Here is a 15,424-nt window from a genome sequence, read left to right as displayed (position 1 = left end):
CCTCCGCCACCGCCGCCAAAACCGCCGAAGCCTCCGCCGCCGAAGAATCCGTCGTCACCGCCGTGATTGCCTCCGCCGCGGTTACCGCCGCCGAGTAGCGAGTCAATCAAGATGCCGCCGAGAACGGCTCCGCCGATCCCGTCAAACATACCGCCACGACCACGGTTTCCGCCGCCGAAGCCGCCCAAACCACCATCGCCGCCGAAGCCGTTGACATCCTGCTCAGCCATGCGTGCTGCCTGGTCTGCCAGCTGCACTGCCCGCTGCGCGGCAGCCACCGCTTCGGTGGGGCGCTGTGCCGCTTGGCTTAGTGCCTGATCATAGGAGCGCTGCGCTTCGGCCAGACGAGTACGGGCCGAAGAACGTACGCCGCCACGGCGGGCACGAATGTAGTCTTCCGTTCCCTGAATGCGCGATGCCGCCGTATTCAACAGTGACTGAAGCTGATCGCGCGCCACCCGGTCCTGCTCGGCTCGGTCGCGTAGCGTGCCCAAGGCGGTGGCTAGCGGTTTAGTCGATTCGTCGAGGGCCGAGATCAAGGCCAATGGGTTGTGCTTGCCACCGCGCAATGCCTGCTGGATGTTGCCTAGGGTGCTTTCTACCCCGGCGATGGGACCTGCAAGGTTCGGCTGAGTGCCGTTGGCAACTAGCGCCTTAGCCTGCGCCAGATCCCTGGCGGCCATGGCGACAGCTGACTCCAAATCGGCATCTGCTTGGCGCAGCGAGGCCGCCGATTTGGTGATAGCTTCGAGCAGTACTTCGGCTTGGTCATGAGCTTCTTCAGCATTCTGGATGAGAAGTGCCGCGCCGGAGCGATCCGTATCGAGCTTCTCGCGCGCTTGCTTCAGCACTGAGGCTGCGAACGTTAGTCGTTCCGAAGCTTGCTCGGCGTTATCGGTAATCTGCGAGACGGCGCTGTCATCGTATTTCGAAGTCAGTCCCTCAAGCTCGGACACCCGTTGGGAAAGCCGCTGGGCTAGCGGTTCCTTTTCCGCAGCAACCTCATTGATTCGGGACTCTGCGTTCTGTTCCAACTGGCGAAGATTTTTGAATTCGGCGGCGTGCTCTTGCAACGTGTCATTGACTTGTCCGCACCGATTGATAATTTCACCGAGCCATGAACGTTGCTCTTCTTCGGTGTCGGGGATGTGATCATCGAGCTGTTGCTGCAGTCGGAAGGACTCAACCAGATGGGTCTTGGCCTCGATGAGGTCCGTAGAAAAGACCTTGATGGCATCTGGGCCGTACTGAGCTTCAGCGAAACCGAGTTCTTGCTCAGAAGATCGTATGGAATCGTCTGCCGCGACCAGCAACTGGTCAGCCTGCAAACGTAGCTTATCCAGCGACTCAAGCTGCTGGGGCTGATGACCGTTGAGATTGCCGTGGTTCTGCGGTAGCTGGTTGGTCTTCTTCTTGCTGCGCCGCGATAGCATCACGTAGGCGCCCACTGCCACGCCGCCAACAAGCAACAGAACCCAGAAGATGCCGCCACCGGAGCCGGACGAGCTGCTAGCGCTGCCCCCCTCGGATACATTTGCGATGCCCTCAATAGCGCCTTCAGCGGCTCCTGCCCAATCTAGTTGGCCGAGAGCCGGAGAGATATGTTCTGAGTAGATCTCTTGAGCCGAGGCATTCAGCGGCCCATTTTGATCGCCGGCAAACCGCGCTTGCCGCTGATCTGTGGCTACGACCAAAATCGCATCCGAGCTGCCCATATTTTTCGTACTCGCAACTTCTTGCATCCACTGGCTAGGATCCGAGGGATTGGTGAATTCATCGACGTAGACAACAAAGAGACTGATTCCAGTCTCGTCCCGAAGTTCTTTAATATCGTTTTCGAGATTGCTTTCATCGCCACCGAGCACCTGCGCGTTGTCGACAACGAAGTCGCCAGGTGGAATGGTGACAGGGGGCTCTGCAAATGCTGGTGCCGACGCTCCCAGCGATAATGCCGCCACCGTTAATGCTGCAGCAGAGACTCGCCGCGCTTTGGAAATCATTGTCGTCCTCACCTGAATTACCGAATCGAACTAATAATTTGACCACTCGTCCGACCACGTTTACCTGCGACTACTTTCACAGCTCAATTTGATTCTATTTGCACGGCAACACAGCGTCCATGCTATTCCGCTGCCAGAATAGTTAACTCACAGCTTGCGCAAAGTCATCCCTCGCAACTGCCACAGTTCGACCCTGAATAATAAGACTCAAGAGATCCGATATTCGAAAGAGGCATGAAGATGAGCCAGACACCGGATGAACCACGAAATAAAAATATGGGCGAACCCGAACAGCCGAAGGATATCGCCCAGACTCCGGAGCATGCGGAGGAACCTCGCGTGAATCTCCCGGAGCCGCAGTCGTCGTCGGATGCCGGCGAGACACGTAGCTATAACCAGGTAAGCCCCGCGTCCAGCCCGGAAGAGCAGCAGACCGACGTTTATTCACGTGCCCATTACCCCACCGAGCAACAGCCGGCCACCGGGGTCTACGGTCAAGGATCCACCGAGCACGCTTCGCAGTCCGGACCGTCCTATGCCGCCGGAGCATATGGCCATGCTGAACAGCAACATTCAAACTACCCAGTTCCGCCAGAACGTGCACCGAAAAAGAAGTTCGCCGGCAGCACGCTGATCGCGGGTATGGTCGCTGCGGCACTTATCGGTGGTGTGACCGCTGCCGGCACCACATACTTCATGGCCGGCGGGAATGATTTGGGCGGTTCCTCGGTGCAGACCCCACAAAACGGTGTGGTGATCAACAATCCAAAGTCCGTCACAGAGGTTACCGCTGCGGCAGCCAAAGCATCGCCTAGCGTGGTCACCATCGAAGCTTCCGGTAGCGGGTCTAGCGGTTCGGGCTCTGGAATCATTCTGGATACCGAAGGTCATATATTGACCAACACGCACGTGGTCACTTTGGGAGGAGAAACCGGCGACCCAACGCTTACCGTTCGCTTGAGCGATGGCAAGGTGCATCAGGCAACGCTCGTTGGCACCGATCCGCTCTCAGATCTTGCGGTCATTAAGGTTGATGTGCCGAACCTCGTGCCCGCGACCTTGGGGAAATCCTCCGAGCTAAACGTTGGTGACACCGCGGTAGCAATTGGCGCGCCATTGGGCCTGAGCGGAACCGTGACCGATGGAATTGTCTCCACGCTCAACCGCACTATTTCGGTGGCATCCTCCGCAGTGCCGGAACAAAATGCGCAGGATGAGGGCGAGGACGGCGGAAGCCAGTTCAACTTCCAATTCCCAGGCATGCCCGAAGGGCAGGACCAGTCCGGGCAAGGCTCGATCTACATCAACGTGATGCAGACCGACGCAGCGATTAACCATGGAAACTCCGGTGGTGCGCTGGTAAATAACAAGGGCGAAATTATTGGCGTGAACGTCGCCATTGCTTCTGGTGGAGCCGGTGGTGAAGATTCGGGTTCGATTGGCGTCGGGTTCGCGATTCCTGTGGATTACGCTCAGCGTATCGCTCAGGAACTGATCGCCAATGGTAAAGCCACCCACGGTCTGCTGGGCGCAACGGTACAAGCGCAGGGCGCTTCGACTGGATCGAACGCTTCGCAGTTCAGTGTCGGTGCAGCGATCCGGGAGATCTCACCGAATTCGGCGGCCGAGGAAGCCGGTTTGAAATCCGGAGACATCATCACCGGCGTCAACGGACGCGCAATCCAGGATTCCCAGACCTTGACTGCCGCAATTCGAGAGGTGCCAGCTGGCGGCAAAGCCGACATCACCTACACGCGGAACGGTGCCGAAAACAAAGTCTCAGTGACGGTTGGGTCTCTGGAATAGGCCAAATAGATCCAAGAAAAGTGACGTGCCGCAGGATCCTGCGGCACGTCACTTTTGGTTTTGGCCCAAAAATCGAGGTACGCCGAGGATCTCGATACGATAGAGAACAACACTTCAGCCCGCGGTCTAAGACCAATTTTCCAAACGAAAACTATAGGGCCACGAAACGCCTTGCCAATACCCTGCCCTCGGCAGCCACAGAGATTTGACGATGCTAAGCATGATTGATCCGAACAAATTCATTAACTCAGCTACCCAGCGGGTGCTGGCTTTTGCAGCGCACCCCGACGATTTGGATTTCGGCGCAGCCGGAACCGTAGCCGCAATGACCGCCGCGGGGATAGAGGTGCAATACTGCATCATGACCGATGGCGACGCTGGAGGTTTTGACGACCGTGATCCTGCCGAGACGGTTCGCTTGCGCCACGAAGAGCAACGCGTTGCGGCAGCCCGAGTTGGTGTCAGCACCGTGCATTTCATGGGAGAGCGTGACGGCTATCTAGAGCCAAGCCACGACGTCATGCGTCAGGTGGTTCGACTGATCCGCCAGGTGCGCCCGCAAATAGTTATGGCCATGCACACCGAACGAAACTGGGACCGCATTCAGCGCTCACACCCGGACCACCTTGCCTGCGGCGAAGCGGTAACCCGGGCTATCTACCCGGCAGTCGAAAACCCGTTCGCCTACCCGGAGCTGCTCGCGGAAGAAGGACTGGAAGCCTACAAACTACCTTGGCTTTGGTTATATGGAGCCCCCAAGGAACGCGAAAACGGCTTTGTGAACATCACCGAGTTCTTTGCGCAGAAGATGGATGCTTTGCGAGCCCATTTCACCCAGCACCCCGACGTCGGGGCGATGGAGAAATTTGTGCTCGAGCAGTGCCAAGCGAATGGCGTACGCGCGAATATGCCTTCCGATGAGCTGGCTGAAGGCTTCCACCTCGTGGCCGTGAACGCCGATGACACGATCGCAGGATTCTGACTTAACTACGGGTTAAAGTAATTCGGCGCGGTTCCCGCTTTGGGGAACCGCACCGTATACGTCAGATGAATGCTAACTTATCGACAGATAACCCATCGCTAGCTGGTTAGGCTTTGGGCTCTTCCGATTGGCCTAGCGGCAGGTCCACCGAGGCCTCGGTGTCTTCCGAGGGCGAGGCGGGTATCTCTGAACCTTCCACGGTGATATGTACCGCGAGAACATCGTCGATGGGGGAGAGCCCGCCCTTGGCGTCTTCTCCCGAGGTCTTGCTCACTACGCTGATGCCGCCTTCTTCATGCACGGCCCAAACAACGTACTGTTCAGAATCATCAAGTGGTGGCAGAGCAGTCAGTTCGACGCCTAGCGCATTCTCCTGCTTGGAGGTACTGATGGTCGCCTGACCGCCGCTATTGAGTTCAACTACCTCTGTGAGCACATCATCGGCCTTTGCGGCTTTAGAAGATTTCGTCTCGCTATTGAGCAAGGAAAAGGTCACGAGGGCCAAGACGACCACGATTACCAAACCAATCACTGCGAAGATCCAGCGTTTTGGCCGTGCGCTCCGTTCCGCACGAGAGCTGTGGGCCACTTGACTGACTAGGTCCAGACCCAGATTTTCGTCCTGAGGCTCGTCGCGGTGCTGCGAAGGGCTACCGTTCATTGTTTTGGAATCTCCCGAGAAGTCGTCGGTTTTGTCGGAATGCACGCCTGCGCGAACATACTCAAAAGCTTACTTTATAAAGATTGGGTAAAGCTGTGTACTTGGCCCGATTGGGCTGGTATTTTAGGCTCCTGCAAAACCGTTCTGCCGCCAAGCCTCAAAGGCGACAACGGAAGCGGCATTGGCAAGGTTCAGCGATCGGCGCCCCGGCAACATCGGCAATCGGACCAGATCGGTCACCCGTTCGTGGGCTTTATCTGCGGCGCTAAGCCCCACCGATTCCTTACCGAACATGAGAATGTCACTTGGGACATAGCCCACCTCGGTGTACAGCGTGTCGCCATCGGAACTGAACGCAAAAACACGACCCTCGCCCAACGACGCGAGGGCTTCTTCGAGGTTTTCGTGTACGGTGACCACCGCTAGATCGTGGTAGTCCAACCCCGCACGACGCAGGTTGGCGTCTTCAAAGTTGAAGCCCAAGGGCTTCACTAAATGAAGTTCGGCACCGGTGATTGCGGCTAGGCGGATGGCATTCCCGGAGTTGCCGGGAATTTCGGGAGCATTGAAAAGAATACGGAACACATTTAACAGTTTAAGCTCTTGGAGCAGTAAAACTGGTAATCAGTACATTCCGCCTAAGACTCGGGACAGTACCGAACGGTCAACAATATTCGGGGAAGGGCCTGATCCGAGGAAGAGTTTCAGTTCGCGGATGAGTCCTGCGGCATTGAGCACGTTGGGCGTGGAGGCCAGCGCCGGATCGGCCCTGCGGTGATATTCGATGACCGGCTCGTGGGGATTGCCCTGGCTCGAAAGGACCAACGTGAAAGCGACGACATTCATCTGCATGAATGCGCGTTGCATCCCGGTGATGTTCAAGGCCGGGGGCTGCGTCATTTTATTTCCATGACGCAATACGTTCCCATCAAATGCGTAATAGCCCTCGGGAAGCGTCATCGTGTTGACGATCGCCATACGATATCCGGCGGTCAACACATGGTCATAGTGCCCGCCGCCGGGTGCCTGCAAGCCATTGACCAGCCGGGCCGCAGGCAGCACGTTGAGCACGTTTTTGCTGAGCATGCTGATCGTCTGTGCTTCTCGGGTAAGCCTGGAACGGGAATTGAACAGCCCGCGCTTTCGTGGCTCACCGTGGCTTCGTTGAATCGAGTGGGCCCTATCCAGCAAACCAAAGGAGTCGTCATCGAGACGAGGGACATATTCGGTAGCTAGCTGGGCCTTGGGCTGTTGCGGTGAGGTGCGCAGCTTTTCATCGTACTGGCGGGCGGAGGTTCCGGCGCGTGGTGCTTGGCCGGGGGACTGGAAAGACCTATCAAAGCTTGAACGGCTTCGACCATCCGACAGCGTCTGAAATGCCTGTTGGACGTCTTTGAACTCGTCGGCGCTACCACCCAGATCCGGGTGTGACGCGCGAGCAGCCTTCCGATACGCAACCTTGATCTCTTCGAAAGTTGCCGTCCGGGGAACGCCAAGAATTTCGTAGGGACTTGGCGAACTCATGATACGGACGAATCCTCTCGGTTAAGGCAATTCCCCACGGCCGGTGCCGCGCGATCAAGTGCCAATTAGAACATTTTACCTTCCATGATTGGGAGTTGGCTTTTCAAACCCGAGCGTTTGCTGGGTATTCTCTATCCGTATGGTGCCCTCCGTGAAATATCAGCACATTCGCATAGTCTTCCATCCGAGCTCGGGCAAGGGTTTGGCAATGCGACGGGTCGAAGAGCTGGAAGCCCGGCTCGAGGCTCACGGTATTCAATCAGACAGGTTGAATACCGCACATCTCCAAGGGCGAGAATTCGGAAAAGCCTTGGCAACAGCCGATGCCGTAGTAGTCATCGGCGGAGACGGACTAATACACCACACCATCCAGTATCTTGCAGGGAAGAACATTCCAATGGGGATCATTCCGGCAGGCAGCGGCAACGACACCTGGCGAATGTACGGCGCACGATCGGCGGAAGAAACGATCCAACAGGTGGTTAGCTTTCTGGCCGGAGGGGCAGCAGGGACCCCGATCGATTTGCTCCAGCTGCGATTTGCCAATGACCTGCCACGAACTACGCTTGCCGTGGGCGCGGTGTCGTGGGGATTCGAAGGACAGGTTAACCGGCGAGCCAATGGTTTGCCACGCCGCCTAGGCGCGCTGCGCTATATTCTCGGACTGCTGCTGTGCCTCCCCACACTTCGCGCGTACCCCACCGAAATTCAGGCTCAGGAACTTGAATTCAAGGGTTCGGTCTTCGCGGCAAGTATTGCGAATATCAAGTCGCTTGGCGGTGGGATTAAGCTTTTCCCGCACGCGGACTACGCAGATGGATTGGCCGATATCGTGCTGGTGAAGGGCCCGCTATTGCTACCGGTGCTGCCTTTTGTAGGTCATATTCTGTGCGGAAAGATTCACCGGCACCAACTGTCCAGCAGGAGTGCACATGTAGTTGTGCGAACCAGGCAGGAAAGTTATGCGGATGGGGAGCTTATCGGACAGGGTGATTTTGAGCTGACCGTGCTCGACGGGGCGCTGACGCTTATTCCGGGCGCCGATAATCGCAAAAGAGCATAGATTCCTCCTCGAACAGCGAATGGATTTTCATCGCAAGGGCCGCCTGCCGTGGACCGTGCGCTATGCGCTGTCCAGACCCCGCCAACAGCATCGGCGAATAGCTCACGCACATCGAGTCGAGACGATCGGCGGCGATGAATTGGCCAAGCAAATGCGGGCCACCCTCGGCATGAATGAAACCCAGCCCTCTGGATAGCAGATCAGCAACGATTTCCTGCGGGTCACAACCCCGGTCTGCTTCGGCAACTTCAACCAATTCGACATGCGAAGCGAAGCGACTGTGGTGCTCCTCGGTGACTTGAACGCTGGTGAAGACCAGCACCGGGACGGGGCTTAGCGTGAACACCTCGTCATCGGGCTCCAGATGCAGCCCGTGCGAAACGATCGCCAGGACCGGTTGCGCGGACAAGCCCCGGGCTTCACGCCAGGAAATGTCCTCATCACCGATCAGCGCCCCCGCGTACCCTTCGGCGCGGACGGTGCCGGCACCGACCAGGATGACATCTGCCAAGCGTCGCAACAAACTAAAGATCCGCCGATCGCCCGCGCTGCCCAACCCGCCGGACAGCCCATCGCGCTGGGCGCTACCGTCGATGCTGGAAACGAAATTGAAGCGCACAAAGGGACGTTGCGACGCGGCGTAACGCTCCAAAAGGTAGGTATCGCCAACCTCCGGCATATTGCTGGGTAGCAGTTCACGCATGGCTCGGGTCCTATCGGCTGGCTTCACGTTCGGGATGGGCAGGGGGATTGACCTCGCCCATGTTGTGGATCTGGTAGGCAGGGTCCCGCCACCCCTGTGCCGCTTCTATCAACCGGACGGTTTGCACGGATTCGGCGATATTGTGCATCCGGATGATCCGCGCCCCACCCATCACGCACATGGTTGCCGCCACCATGGAACCGATGAGACGTTCGGGTTTGGGCAGGTCCAAGGTTTCACCGATGAAATCCTTATTGGATACCGCCGCGAGGGCCGGGTATCCCAACGCGGCGATGGCCTCAAAATTCGCGGTCAGATCCAGGGTGTGCCGGGTGTTCTTATTCAGGTCGTGCCCCGGATCAATGATGATCTTTGACGCGTGGATTCCTGAGTCCAGTGCCAGCTGGACCTTTTGCGCCAGATAGTCGCGCACTTCGGTAACCACATTCTGGTACTGCGGGCGGGGATAGACGGTGCGTGGTTTCGCCAACGAATGAGTCAGCACCAGATGCACATTGTTTCGGGCAACAACTTGAGCCATCTCGGGGTAGGCCAGCCCGGTGGTGTCGTTGATGACATCCGCTCCGGCATTGATCGCGGCTTGGGCAACTTCCGGGAGGAACGTGTCGGCGGAAATCACCACATCACTTTGTTTGCGTACCGCTTCGATCACTGGAACCACACGTGCGGCTTCTTCCTCCCAGGGGAGCTCCGGGCCGGGCGAAAACGGTACGCCGCCGATATCAATCCAGTCCGCTCCGGCCTGCACCGCACGCATCGCCGAGGAGACTGCTTCGTCCAAACCGAAGGTGGACCCGGCATCATAGAAAGAATCCGGGGTGCGGTTGATCACTGCCATCACCGCGATGGTCCGCGAGAAATCTATGCTCCGACGCGAAAAGTGGTGAATCGGAACCTGCAACTCGGGTAAAAACATCGACCTGGTCTCCCTTGATTCGCGGTCGTGCCGCTGCGCATTGCTTTGTTCATTCATATCACCCGCTCGCGACCTGATGCGGGATATGTCTGGATGCTGGTTAGGCTTGTACTATGCAGTTCTCCCATGTCTCAGCCACCCAGGGCCAATGGATCATTGATTCCTGCGCCACCGCCGACCAGCTGACGGTAGTCGCGCAAGTGCCCGTGGGTTACGAACGCTACGCGCGGATCTTGCATCCGGCCTATGACGAGTTTGACCAGCCGGTGAAGTGGGGGACCGTGGCTAGCAGCCGCGGCCATATCCTCACCGCAGCAGATCTCTTCGAAACTGTCGCCGGCTGGGATGCCCAGGGCAACCCGGCAGCCGAGGATGCCTGGGAAGAGACCGACCTGCCGGTAGACGAGTTGCCTGTAGAGCAGTGGCAGGCGCTGGTGAAGCAGCTCCGCGCGGCAACTGAGCAGGAAAAGTTCGTGGTCGGCCTTTGGGGAGGCTATGCCTTCATTGAAGGTGGCGAACGCATCCAGATCGAGAACGAACCCGATCCGGAGCTCAGCGACGAAGAAAACCAGGCCGCTCACGCCGCCGCGCTCGCCGAGGCGCAACGTCCTGCCTTCGCACCGGAGGTGCTCACGACGCCGGCGCTTGAACTAGGCGGCGGTTACCGAAACTACCGGCTCTTCGAAGTGGATGGCGAATTTTTGGCGCAGCCGCTTTGGGCGACGACGGTCGAAGGTCCGCAGCGTCAACGCCCGGCCTTGGCTTTTCCCGAAGACCGCAGCTGGATGCTGTCTACCGAACCTTATGATGACTGCACGCTGATCGGTGGCTCGGCCGAGCTTATCGAGGCAATTTTGCGCGATCCGTTGCTGGAAGCCATTGAAGTCGGGCAATTCACACGTATTGGCCATTCAAACTAGGCAGGGAAAGCTCGTACCATTAAGACGATGACTAATTCCGCCGTATACCTCGATCACGCGGCAACTACCGACCTCAACCCGGCGGCGTTGTCGGCCATGACCGAGCAATTCGCCCACACCGGCAACCCCTCCTCGTTGCACGGTGCCGGTCGCCGCGCCAACCGCGTGATCGACGAGGCACGCACGAAGATCGCCGGGGTGGCAGCGGCTCATCCAACCGAAGTGATCTTTACCTCCGGCGGAACCGAATCCGATAACTTGGCGCTCAAGGGCCTGTTCTGGAATCGGACAGAGAAGAACCCGGAAGCTCGCAGCATTTTGGTGGCTGGAATTGAACACCATGCGGTGCTGGACACCGTGGCCTGGCTCGAAACCCACGAATACGCGACGCTTCTATGGATGCCGGTCGACGCCGACGGCGTGCTGGATCTGCAGGCAGCCGAAGAGCTCATCGAGGCGAACCACGAGCGGATCGCGTTGGGCACCCTCATGTGGGCAAACAACGAGGTAGGCACCATTGAACCGATCTCCGCTTTCGTGGCCCTGGCCGCTAAGTACCAGATTCCGGTGCATTCGGACGCGGTACAGGCCTTCGGCACCGTCCCTACGGATTTTGCGGCGAGCGGTCTGGCAACCATGGCCATCAGCGCCCATAAGGTCGGCGGCCCGGTAGGAATCGGTGGCTTGCTGGTACGCCGCGACATTGTCCTGATGCCCGTCCAGCACGGTGGCGGCCATGAACGCAAACTCCGCTCTGGCACCTTGAACGCGGCGTCGGCGGCAGGGTTTGCGGCGGCGGCAACCGCGGTCCAAGCCAATTTGGATGCCGAGAGCAAACGACTCAGTGAACTTCGCGACTATGCGGTGCAGCGGATCGCGCAAAGCATCCCCGAAGCGGTGCTCAACGGTCCACGCGATGCGCTGAACGAGGGCAAACGGCTACCGGGAAACCTGCATTTCACCTTCCCAGAATGCGAGGGGGACTCCTTATTGTTCCTCTTGGACATGTTTGGGATTGCATCCTCCACCGGTTCTGCCTGCACCGCGGGCGTGCCGCAACCCTCGCACGTGCTGGTGGCCATGGGCAGGGATGCGCGAAGCGCACGAAGTGTGCAACGCTTCACATTGGGGCATACATCCACGCGTGAGGACGTTGACATACTTTTAGAGGCGCTGCCCGAAGCCTATCAACGGGCAAAGAAAGCCGGTATGGCGGCAGACGAAAGCAGCATTCACACAGCAGGGACGGGTTTTACACGATGAAGGTACTAGCAGCGATGTCCGGCGGCGTCGATTCGGCAGTCGCCGCAGCACGTGCGGTCGAAGCCGGGCACGACGTAGTCGGAGTCCACCTGGCGCTCTCTCGCATGCCCGGGACCCTGCGCACCGGTTCGCGCGGCTGTTGCACGGTGGAGGACTCCAACGACGCATGGCGCGCCTGCGACAAACTGGGCATCCCCTACTACGTTTGGGATTTCTCCGATCGGTTCGCCGAGGATGTGGTCCAGGATTTCGTCGACGAGTATGAGGCCGGACGCACCCCGAACCCGTGCATGCGCTGCAACGAGAAGATCAAATTCGCGGCATTGCTGGAGAAGGCACTGGCGCTGGGCTTCGACGCGGTCTGCACCGGCCACTACGCCAAGGTATTGCGTGACGAATCGGGCAACCCGGAATTGCACCGCGCGGCGGACTGGGCCAAGGACCAGTCCTACGTGCTCGGCGTGCTCACCCACCAGCAGCTCGAGCACTGCATGTTCCCGCTGGCGGAGACCCCTTCCAAGGCCGAGGTGCGCGCCGAGGCGGAAGCCCGCGGGCTCACCGTGGCCAATAAACCCGACAGCTACGACATCTGCTTCATCCCCGACGGGGATACGCGCGGCTGGCTGGCCGAGCGTATCGAAATGAAGCCGGGCGACATCGTCGATCAAGACGGAAACCAGCTCGGCGAGCACGAAGGTGCGCAGGCATTCACCGTGGGCCAACGCAAGGGCCTGCGCTTGGGACGGCCGGCATCCGACGGCAAGCCGCGCTTCGTGCTGGAAATCCGCCCGAAGGACAACAAGGTGATCGTCGGGCCCGAGGCTTTGCTTGCGGTCGATGAGCTGCGCGGCATCCGGATCTCCTGGGCCGGAGTGCCGATCCCGGCGGTGCTCGCCGGCGAAGAATTCGATTGCATGGTGCAGGTTCGTGCCCATGGCGATCCGGTGACCGCCAAGGCGCGCATGGAGCGTGCCGATGGGTCCGAGGTTTTGGTCGTTCAGCTTCCCGAGGGGATGCGCGGCGTCGCACCGGGCCAGACCATGGTCGTTTACCAGGAAACCCGTGTCCTGGGCCAGGCGACGATCGATTCGGCCCGGTCTTCTGCATGGGACCCGGCTTCGGTACTCTAGCCTTCCCACGACACCTCTTGGTGTCTGCAAAATTAACTAGGTCGGCCCGAGAATCCACAAGGATTCTCGGGCCGACCTAGTTAATTTTCAGTTACCGCCGGCTATTCGTTGCCCTCGTCGACAATGCCGAACATGCGTGCGGAAATGTCTTGGTACTCCACGCGGGTCTTTCCCGTCTCCAGTTTCGGAAGCTGGGCGGGGGAGTGAATGGCGCAGTGCACGAAGTCGAAGTTCGGCCACCACTTCTTTGGACGTTCGTATTCGTCTTGCCCGCATACGATGCAGGTCAGGTGGACCCAAACCGGGCGGCTGCCGGCTTTGCGATTAGCCCGCGACTGGACCAGCCAGGCCGGCGGGTTTGCATTGAGCTCGGCAAATTCTTTTTCGCTCATTCGCGAAGGGACGCCATGGCGCTTGGCCATTTCCATGGGAATATCCAACGCAATTGCTGCGTCTCTACGTGTCATCATCGTCTCCAAGCCTAGAGTACGGGGGCATTCTTAGGTATATGTCATTGCTCTCGCGGCATTTAAAAGCATCCGAAAGCGAGGTGGAGATCACCCGGGGATGCGGCATGGGTCTCACTTTCTGCGCCGAAACCGGATAATTCATTCGCCTTTCGTGAGCTCCATCACTTAGGCTGTATGAAGCATGTGCTAACTATCACTCCGCATGTTCTACGACAGAGAAGGATTGCTCATGGCCAGCAAAAAGAACGGTATGCGACTCGCAGCTGCCGTTATCGGTATTTCCGCCATCGCGCTGACCGGTTGCACCGGTCCGTCATCAAATGACTCGGGTGACAACGGATCCGGTGAAGCCAGCAGTGCCCCCATCACCTTGGGCACGACCGATAAAGTAACGTCGCTTGACCCAGCGGCCTCTTACGACAACGGCTCGTTTATGGTCATGAACCAGATCTACCCGTTTGTGCTGAACTCGGAACCGGGCAGCCCAGACCCATCCAATGACCTGGCCGAGTCGGCCGAGTACACCAGCCCTACCGAATTCACCGTTAAGTTGAAGCCGGGATTGAAGTGGGCCAACGGAAATGATCTTGATTCGAAGGATGTGAAGTTCTCCTTCGACCGCCAGCTGGAGATCGCGGACCCCAACGGCCCATCATCGCTGTTGGGCAACATGGAATCGGTTGAAGCTCCGGACGCCACCACCGTGGTCTTCAAGCTCAAGGTTGCCGAGGACCAGACCTTCCCTCAGGTGCTCACCTCGCCGGTCGGCCCCATCGTTGACGACGAGGTCTTCCCGGCCGACGAGGTTCTCGATGACCAGAAAATCGTGGATGCCAACGCCTTCGGCGGCCAGTACATCATCGATTCCTACAACAAGAACAACTTGATTTCCTTCGCGGCGAATGAAGCCTACCAAGGCGTGCTCGGTGCACCGGCCAACTCGAAGGCAGCGATCAAGTACTACGCGGACGCGAACAACCTCAAGCTCGAGGTGCAGCAGGGCAAGATCGATGTTGCCTGGCGCTCGCTGACCCCAACGGACATTGAAGATCTGGGCAAGGAAGAGAGCCTCGCGGTCCACAAGGGCCCTGGTGGCGAGCTTCGCTACATCGTCTTCAACTTCGATTCGATGCCATTCGGCGCCAAGACCGAGGACGCTGACGAAGCCAAGTCCCTGGCGGTACGTCAGGCAGCCGCACATCTGGTAGACCGCCAGGCGATCGCCACGAACGTCTACAAGGACACCTACACACCTGCATACTCCTACGTCCCACAGGGATTCACCGGTGCGATCGAACCGTTGAAGGATATGTACGGCACCGATGGCAAGCCAGATGCTGCCAAGGCCAAGAAGGTTCTGGAAGACGCTGGCGTGGAGACCCCGGTGGAGCTCGCGCTGCAGTACAACCCGGATCACTACGGACCGAACTCGGGTGACGAGTACGCGCTAGTTGAAAAGCAGCTCGAAGCCGATGGCCTGTTCGACGTTGACTTGAAGTCGACCGAGTGGGTTACCTACCAGAAGCAGCGCGTCACCGACTATCCCGCCTACCAGCTGGGCTGGTTCCCGGACTACTCGGACGCCGACAACTACTTGTCCCCGTTCTTCGCTACCGAGAACTTCCTGTCGAACGGCTACGACAACGCGGAGGTCGATTCGCTGATCTCCGAGCAGCGCGGCCAGTCCGACGTTGCGGAGCGTACCGCCTCGATCGAGGAGCTGCAGCGAATGGTCGCCGAAGATCTGTCCACCTTGCCGCTCTTGCAAGGCTCGCAGGTGGCCGTGGCCGGCAAGGACGTTCAGGGTGTCGAAAAGACCCTGGACGCATCATTCAAGTTCCGCCTCGGTGTGCTGAGCAAGTAGTCTCGACGGCACCGTAAGTACACCTAAGACCAGGGGATCTACCTCAAGTGCAGAACTTCGTGCACCAGGTAGATCCCCTTGGCATGTCCATTTCGGACCAT

14 protein-coding genes are annotated in these 15,424 nt (G+C 58.7%); 7 read left to right on the top strand and 7 right to left on the bottom strand.

Annotated elements, in window-relative coordinates; all coding sequences use genetic code 11:
• On the bottom strand, positions 1 to 2,000 hold a 2,000-nt coding region (locus CQ017_RS18475), incomplete at its 3' end, for a TPM domain-containing protein (protein WP_105552518.1).
• A gap of 240 nt (positions 2,001 to 2,240) precedes the next feature.
• Between CQ017_RS18475 and CQ017_RS03285 the strand changes: the two genes are divergently transcribed.
• Together CQ017_RS03285 and CQ017_RS03280 are read left to right on the top strand one after the other, a co-directional pair.
• The gene (locus CQ017_RS03285; RefSeq protein WP_255248376.1) at positions 2,241 to 3,806 is read left to right on the top strand and encodes a trypsin-like peptidase domain-containing protein; all 1,566 of its coding nucleotides are present in this window, start codon (positions 2,241 to 2,243) and stop codon (positions 3,804 to 3,806) included.
• Positions 3,807 to 4,026: 220 nt separating this feature from the next.
• Positions 4,027 to 4,788, top strand: a complete 762-nt coding sequence (locus CQ017_RS03280; protein ID WP_105552468.1) for a PIG-L deacetylase family protein — start codon at positions 4,027 to 4,029, stop codon at positions 4,786 to 4,788.
• 106 nt (positions 4,789 to 4,894) lie between these two features.
• Here CQ017_RS03280 and CQ017_RS03275 read toward each other — a convergent pair whose 3' ends face one another.
• The 3 genes from CQ017_RS03275 to CQ017_RS03265 form a co-directional block, all read right to left on the bottom strand.
• On the bottom strand, positions 4,895 to 5,449 hold the full coding sequence (locus CQ017_RS03275; RefSeq protein ID WP_146112417.1) for an anti-sigma factor: 555 nt from the start codon (positions 5,447 to 5,449) through the stop codon (positions 4,895 to 4,897).
• A 123-nt stretch (positions 5,450 to 5,572) separates the two neighbouring features.
• A complete protein-coding gene (locus CQ017_RS03270) occupies positions 5,573 to 6,034 on the bottom strand; it encodes a tRNA (cytidine(34)-2'-O)-methyltransferase (protein WP_096284632.1) in 462 nt (153 codons plus the stop codon).
• A 39-nt stretch (positions 6,035 to 6,073) separates the two neighbouring features.
• Positions 6,074 to 6,973, bottom strand: a complete 900-nt coding sequence (locus CQ017_RS03265) for a J domain-containing protein (protein WP_105552466.1) — start codon at positions 6,971 to 6,973, stop codon at positions 6,074 to 6,076.
• 88 nt (positions 6,974 to 7,061) lie between these two features.
• On the opposite strand from CQ017_RS03265, the gene CQ017_RS03260 reads away from it, so the two are divergent.
• Positions 7,062 to 8,036: a diacylglycerol kinase family protein gene (locus tag CQ017_RS03260; RefSeq protein ID WP_146112416.1), complete on the top strand. Its 975-nt coding sequence runs from the start codon at positions 7,062 to 7,064 to the stop codon at positions 8,034 to 8,036.
• On the opposite strand, the gene CQ017_RS03255 is transcribed toward CQ017_RS03260, so the two are convergent.
• Together CQ017_RS03255 and folP are read right to left on the bottom strand one after the other, a co-directional pair.
• Positions 8,002 to 8,739 (bottom strand): dihydrofolate reductase family protein, encoded by a 738-nt coding sequence (locus CQ017_RS03255; RefSeq protein ID WP_105552464.1) that lies wholly within the window; start codon positions 8,737 to 8,739, stop codon positions 8,002 to 8,004. The genes CQ017_RS03260 and CQ017_RS03255 overlap by 35 nt on opposite strands.
• A gap of 10 nt (positions 8,740 to 8,749) precedes the next feature.
• Entirely contained in the window at positions 8,750 to 9,676 is a 927-nt protein-coding gene (gene folP, locus CQ017_RS03250; protein ID WP_105552463.1) for a dihydropteroate synthase, read from the bottom strand.
• A 113-nt stretch (positions 9,677 to 9,789) separates the two neighbouring features.
• Between folP and CQ017_RS03245 the strand changes: the two genes are divergently transcribed.
• Genes CQ017_RS03245 through mnmA form a run of 3 tightly spaced genes read left to right on the top strand, consistent with a single transcriptional unit; the run spans position 9,790 to position 12,989 of the window.
• On the top strand, positions 9,790 to 10,596 hold the full coding sequence (locus tag CQ017_RS03245) for a hypothetical protein (protein ID WP_096284642.1): 807 nt from the start codon (positions 9,790 to 9,792) through the stop codon (positions 10,594 to 10,596).
• A gap of 27 nt (positions 10,597 to 10,623) precedes the next feature.
• A complete protein-coding gene (locus CQ017_RS03240; RefSeq protein WP_105552462.1) occupies positions 10,624 to 11,859 on the top strand; it encodes a cysteine desulfurase family protein in 1,236 nt (411 codons plus the stop codon).
• The gene (gene mnmA, locus CQ017_RS03235; RefSeq protein WP_105552461.1) at positions 11,856 to 12,989 is read left to right on the top strand and encodes a tRNA 2-thiouridine(34) synthase MnmA; all 1,134 of its coding nucleotides are present in this window, start codon (positions 11,856 to 11,858) and stop codon (positions 12,987 to 12,989) included. Before CQ017_RS03240 ends, mnmA begins: the two co-directional genes overlap by 4 nt.
• Positions 12,990 to 13,090: 101 nt before the next feature.
• Here mnmA and CQ017_RS03230 read toward each other — a convergent pair whose 3' ends face one another.
• The gene (locus CQ017_RS03230; RefSeq protein ID WP_096286613.1) at positions 13,091 to 13,459 is read right to left on the bottom strand and encodes a hypothetical protein; all 369 of its coding nucleotides are present in this window, start codon (positions 13,457 to 13,459) and stop codon (positions 13,091 to 13,093) included.
• Between the two features lie 229 nt (positions 13,460 to 13,688).
• Between CQ017_RS03230 and CQ017_RS03225 the strand changes: the two genes are divergently transcribed.
• Positions 13,689 to 15,323, top strand: coding sequence for an ABC transporter substrate-binding protein (locus CQ017_RS03225; RefSeq protein WP_105552517.1), 1,635 nt, complete (start codon positions 13,689 to 13,691; stop codon positions 15,321 to 15,323).
• Positions 15,324 to 15,424: the final 101 nt, after the last annotated feature.

It is taken from the genome of Arthrobacter sp. MYb224 (assembly GCF_002975455.1).
In the GTDB taxonomy this organism is placed as follows: domain Bacteria; phylum Actinomycetota; class Actinomycetes; order Actinomycetales; family Micrococcaceae; genus Glutamicibacter.
This window is presented reverse-complemented; position numbering and strand designations above follow the sequence as displayed.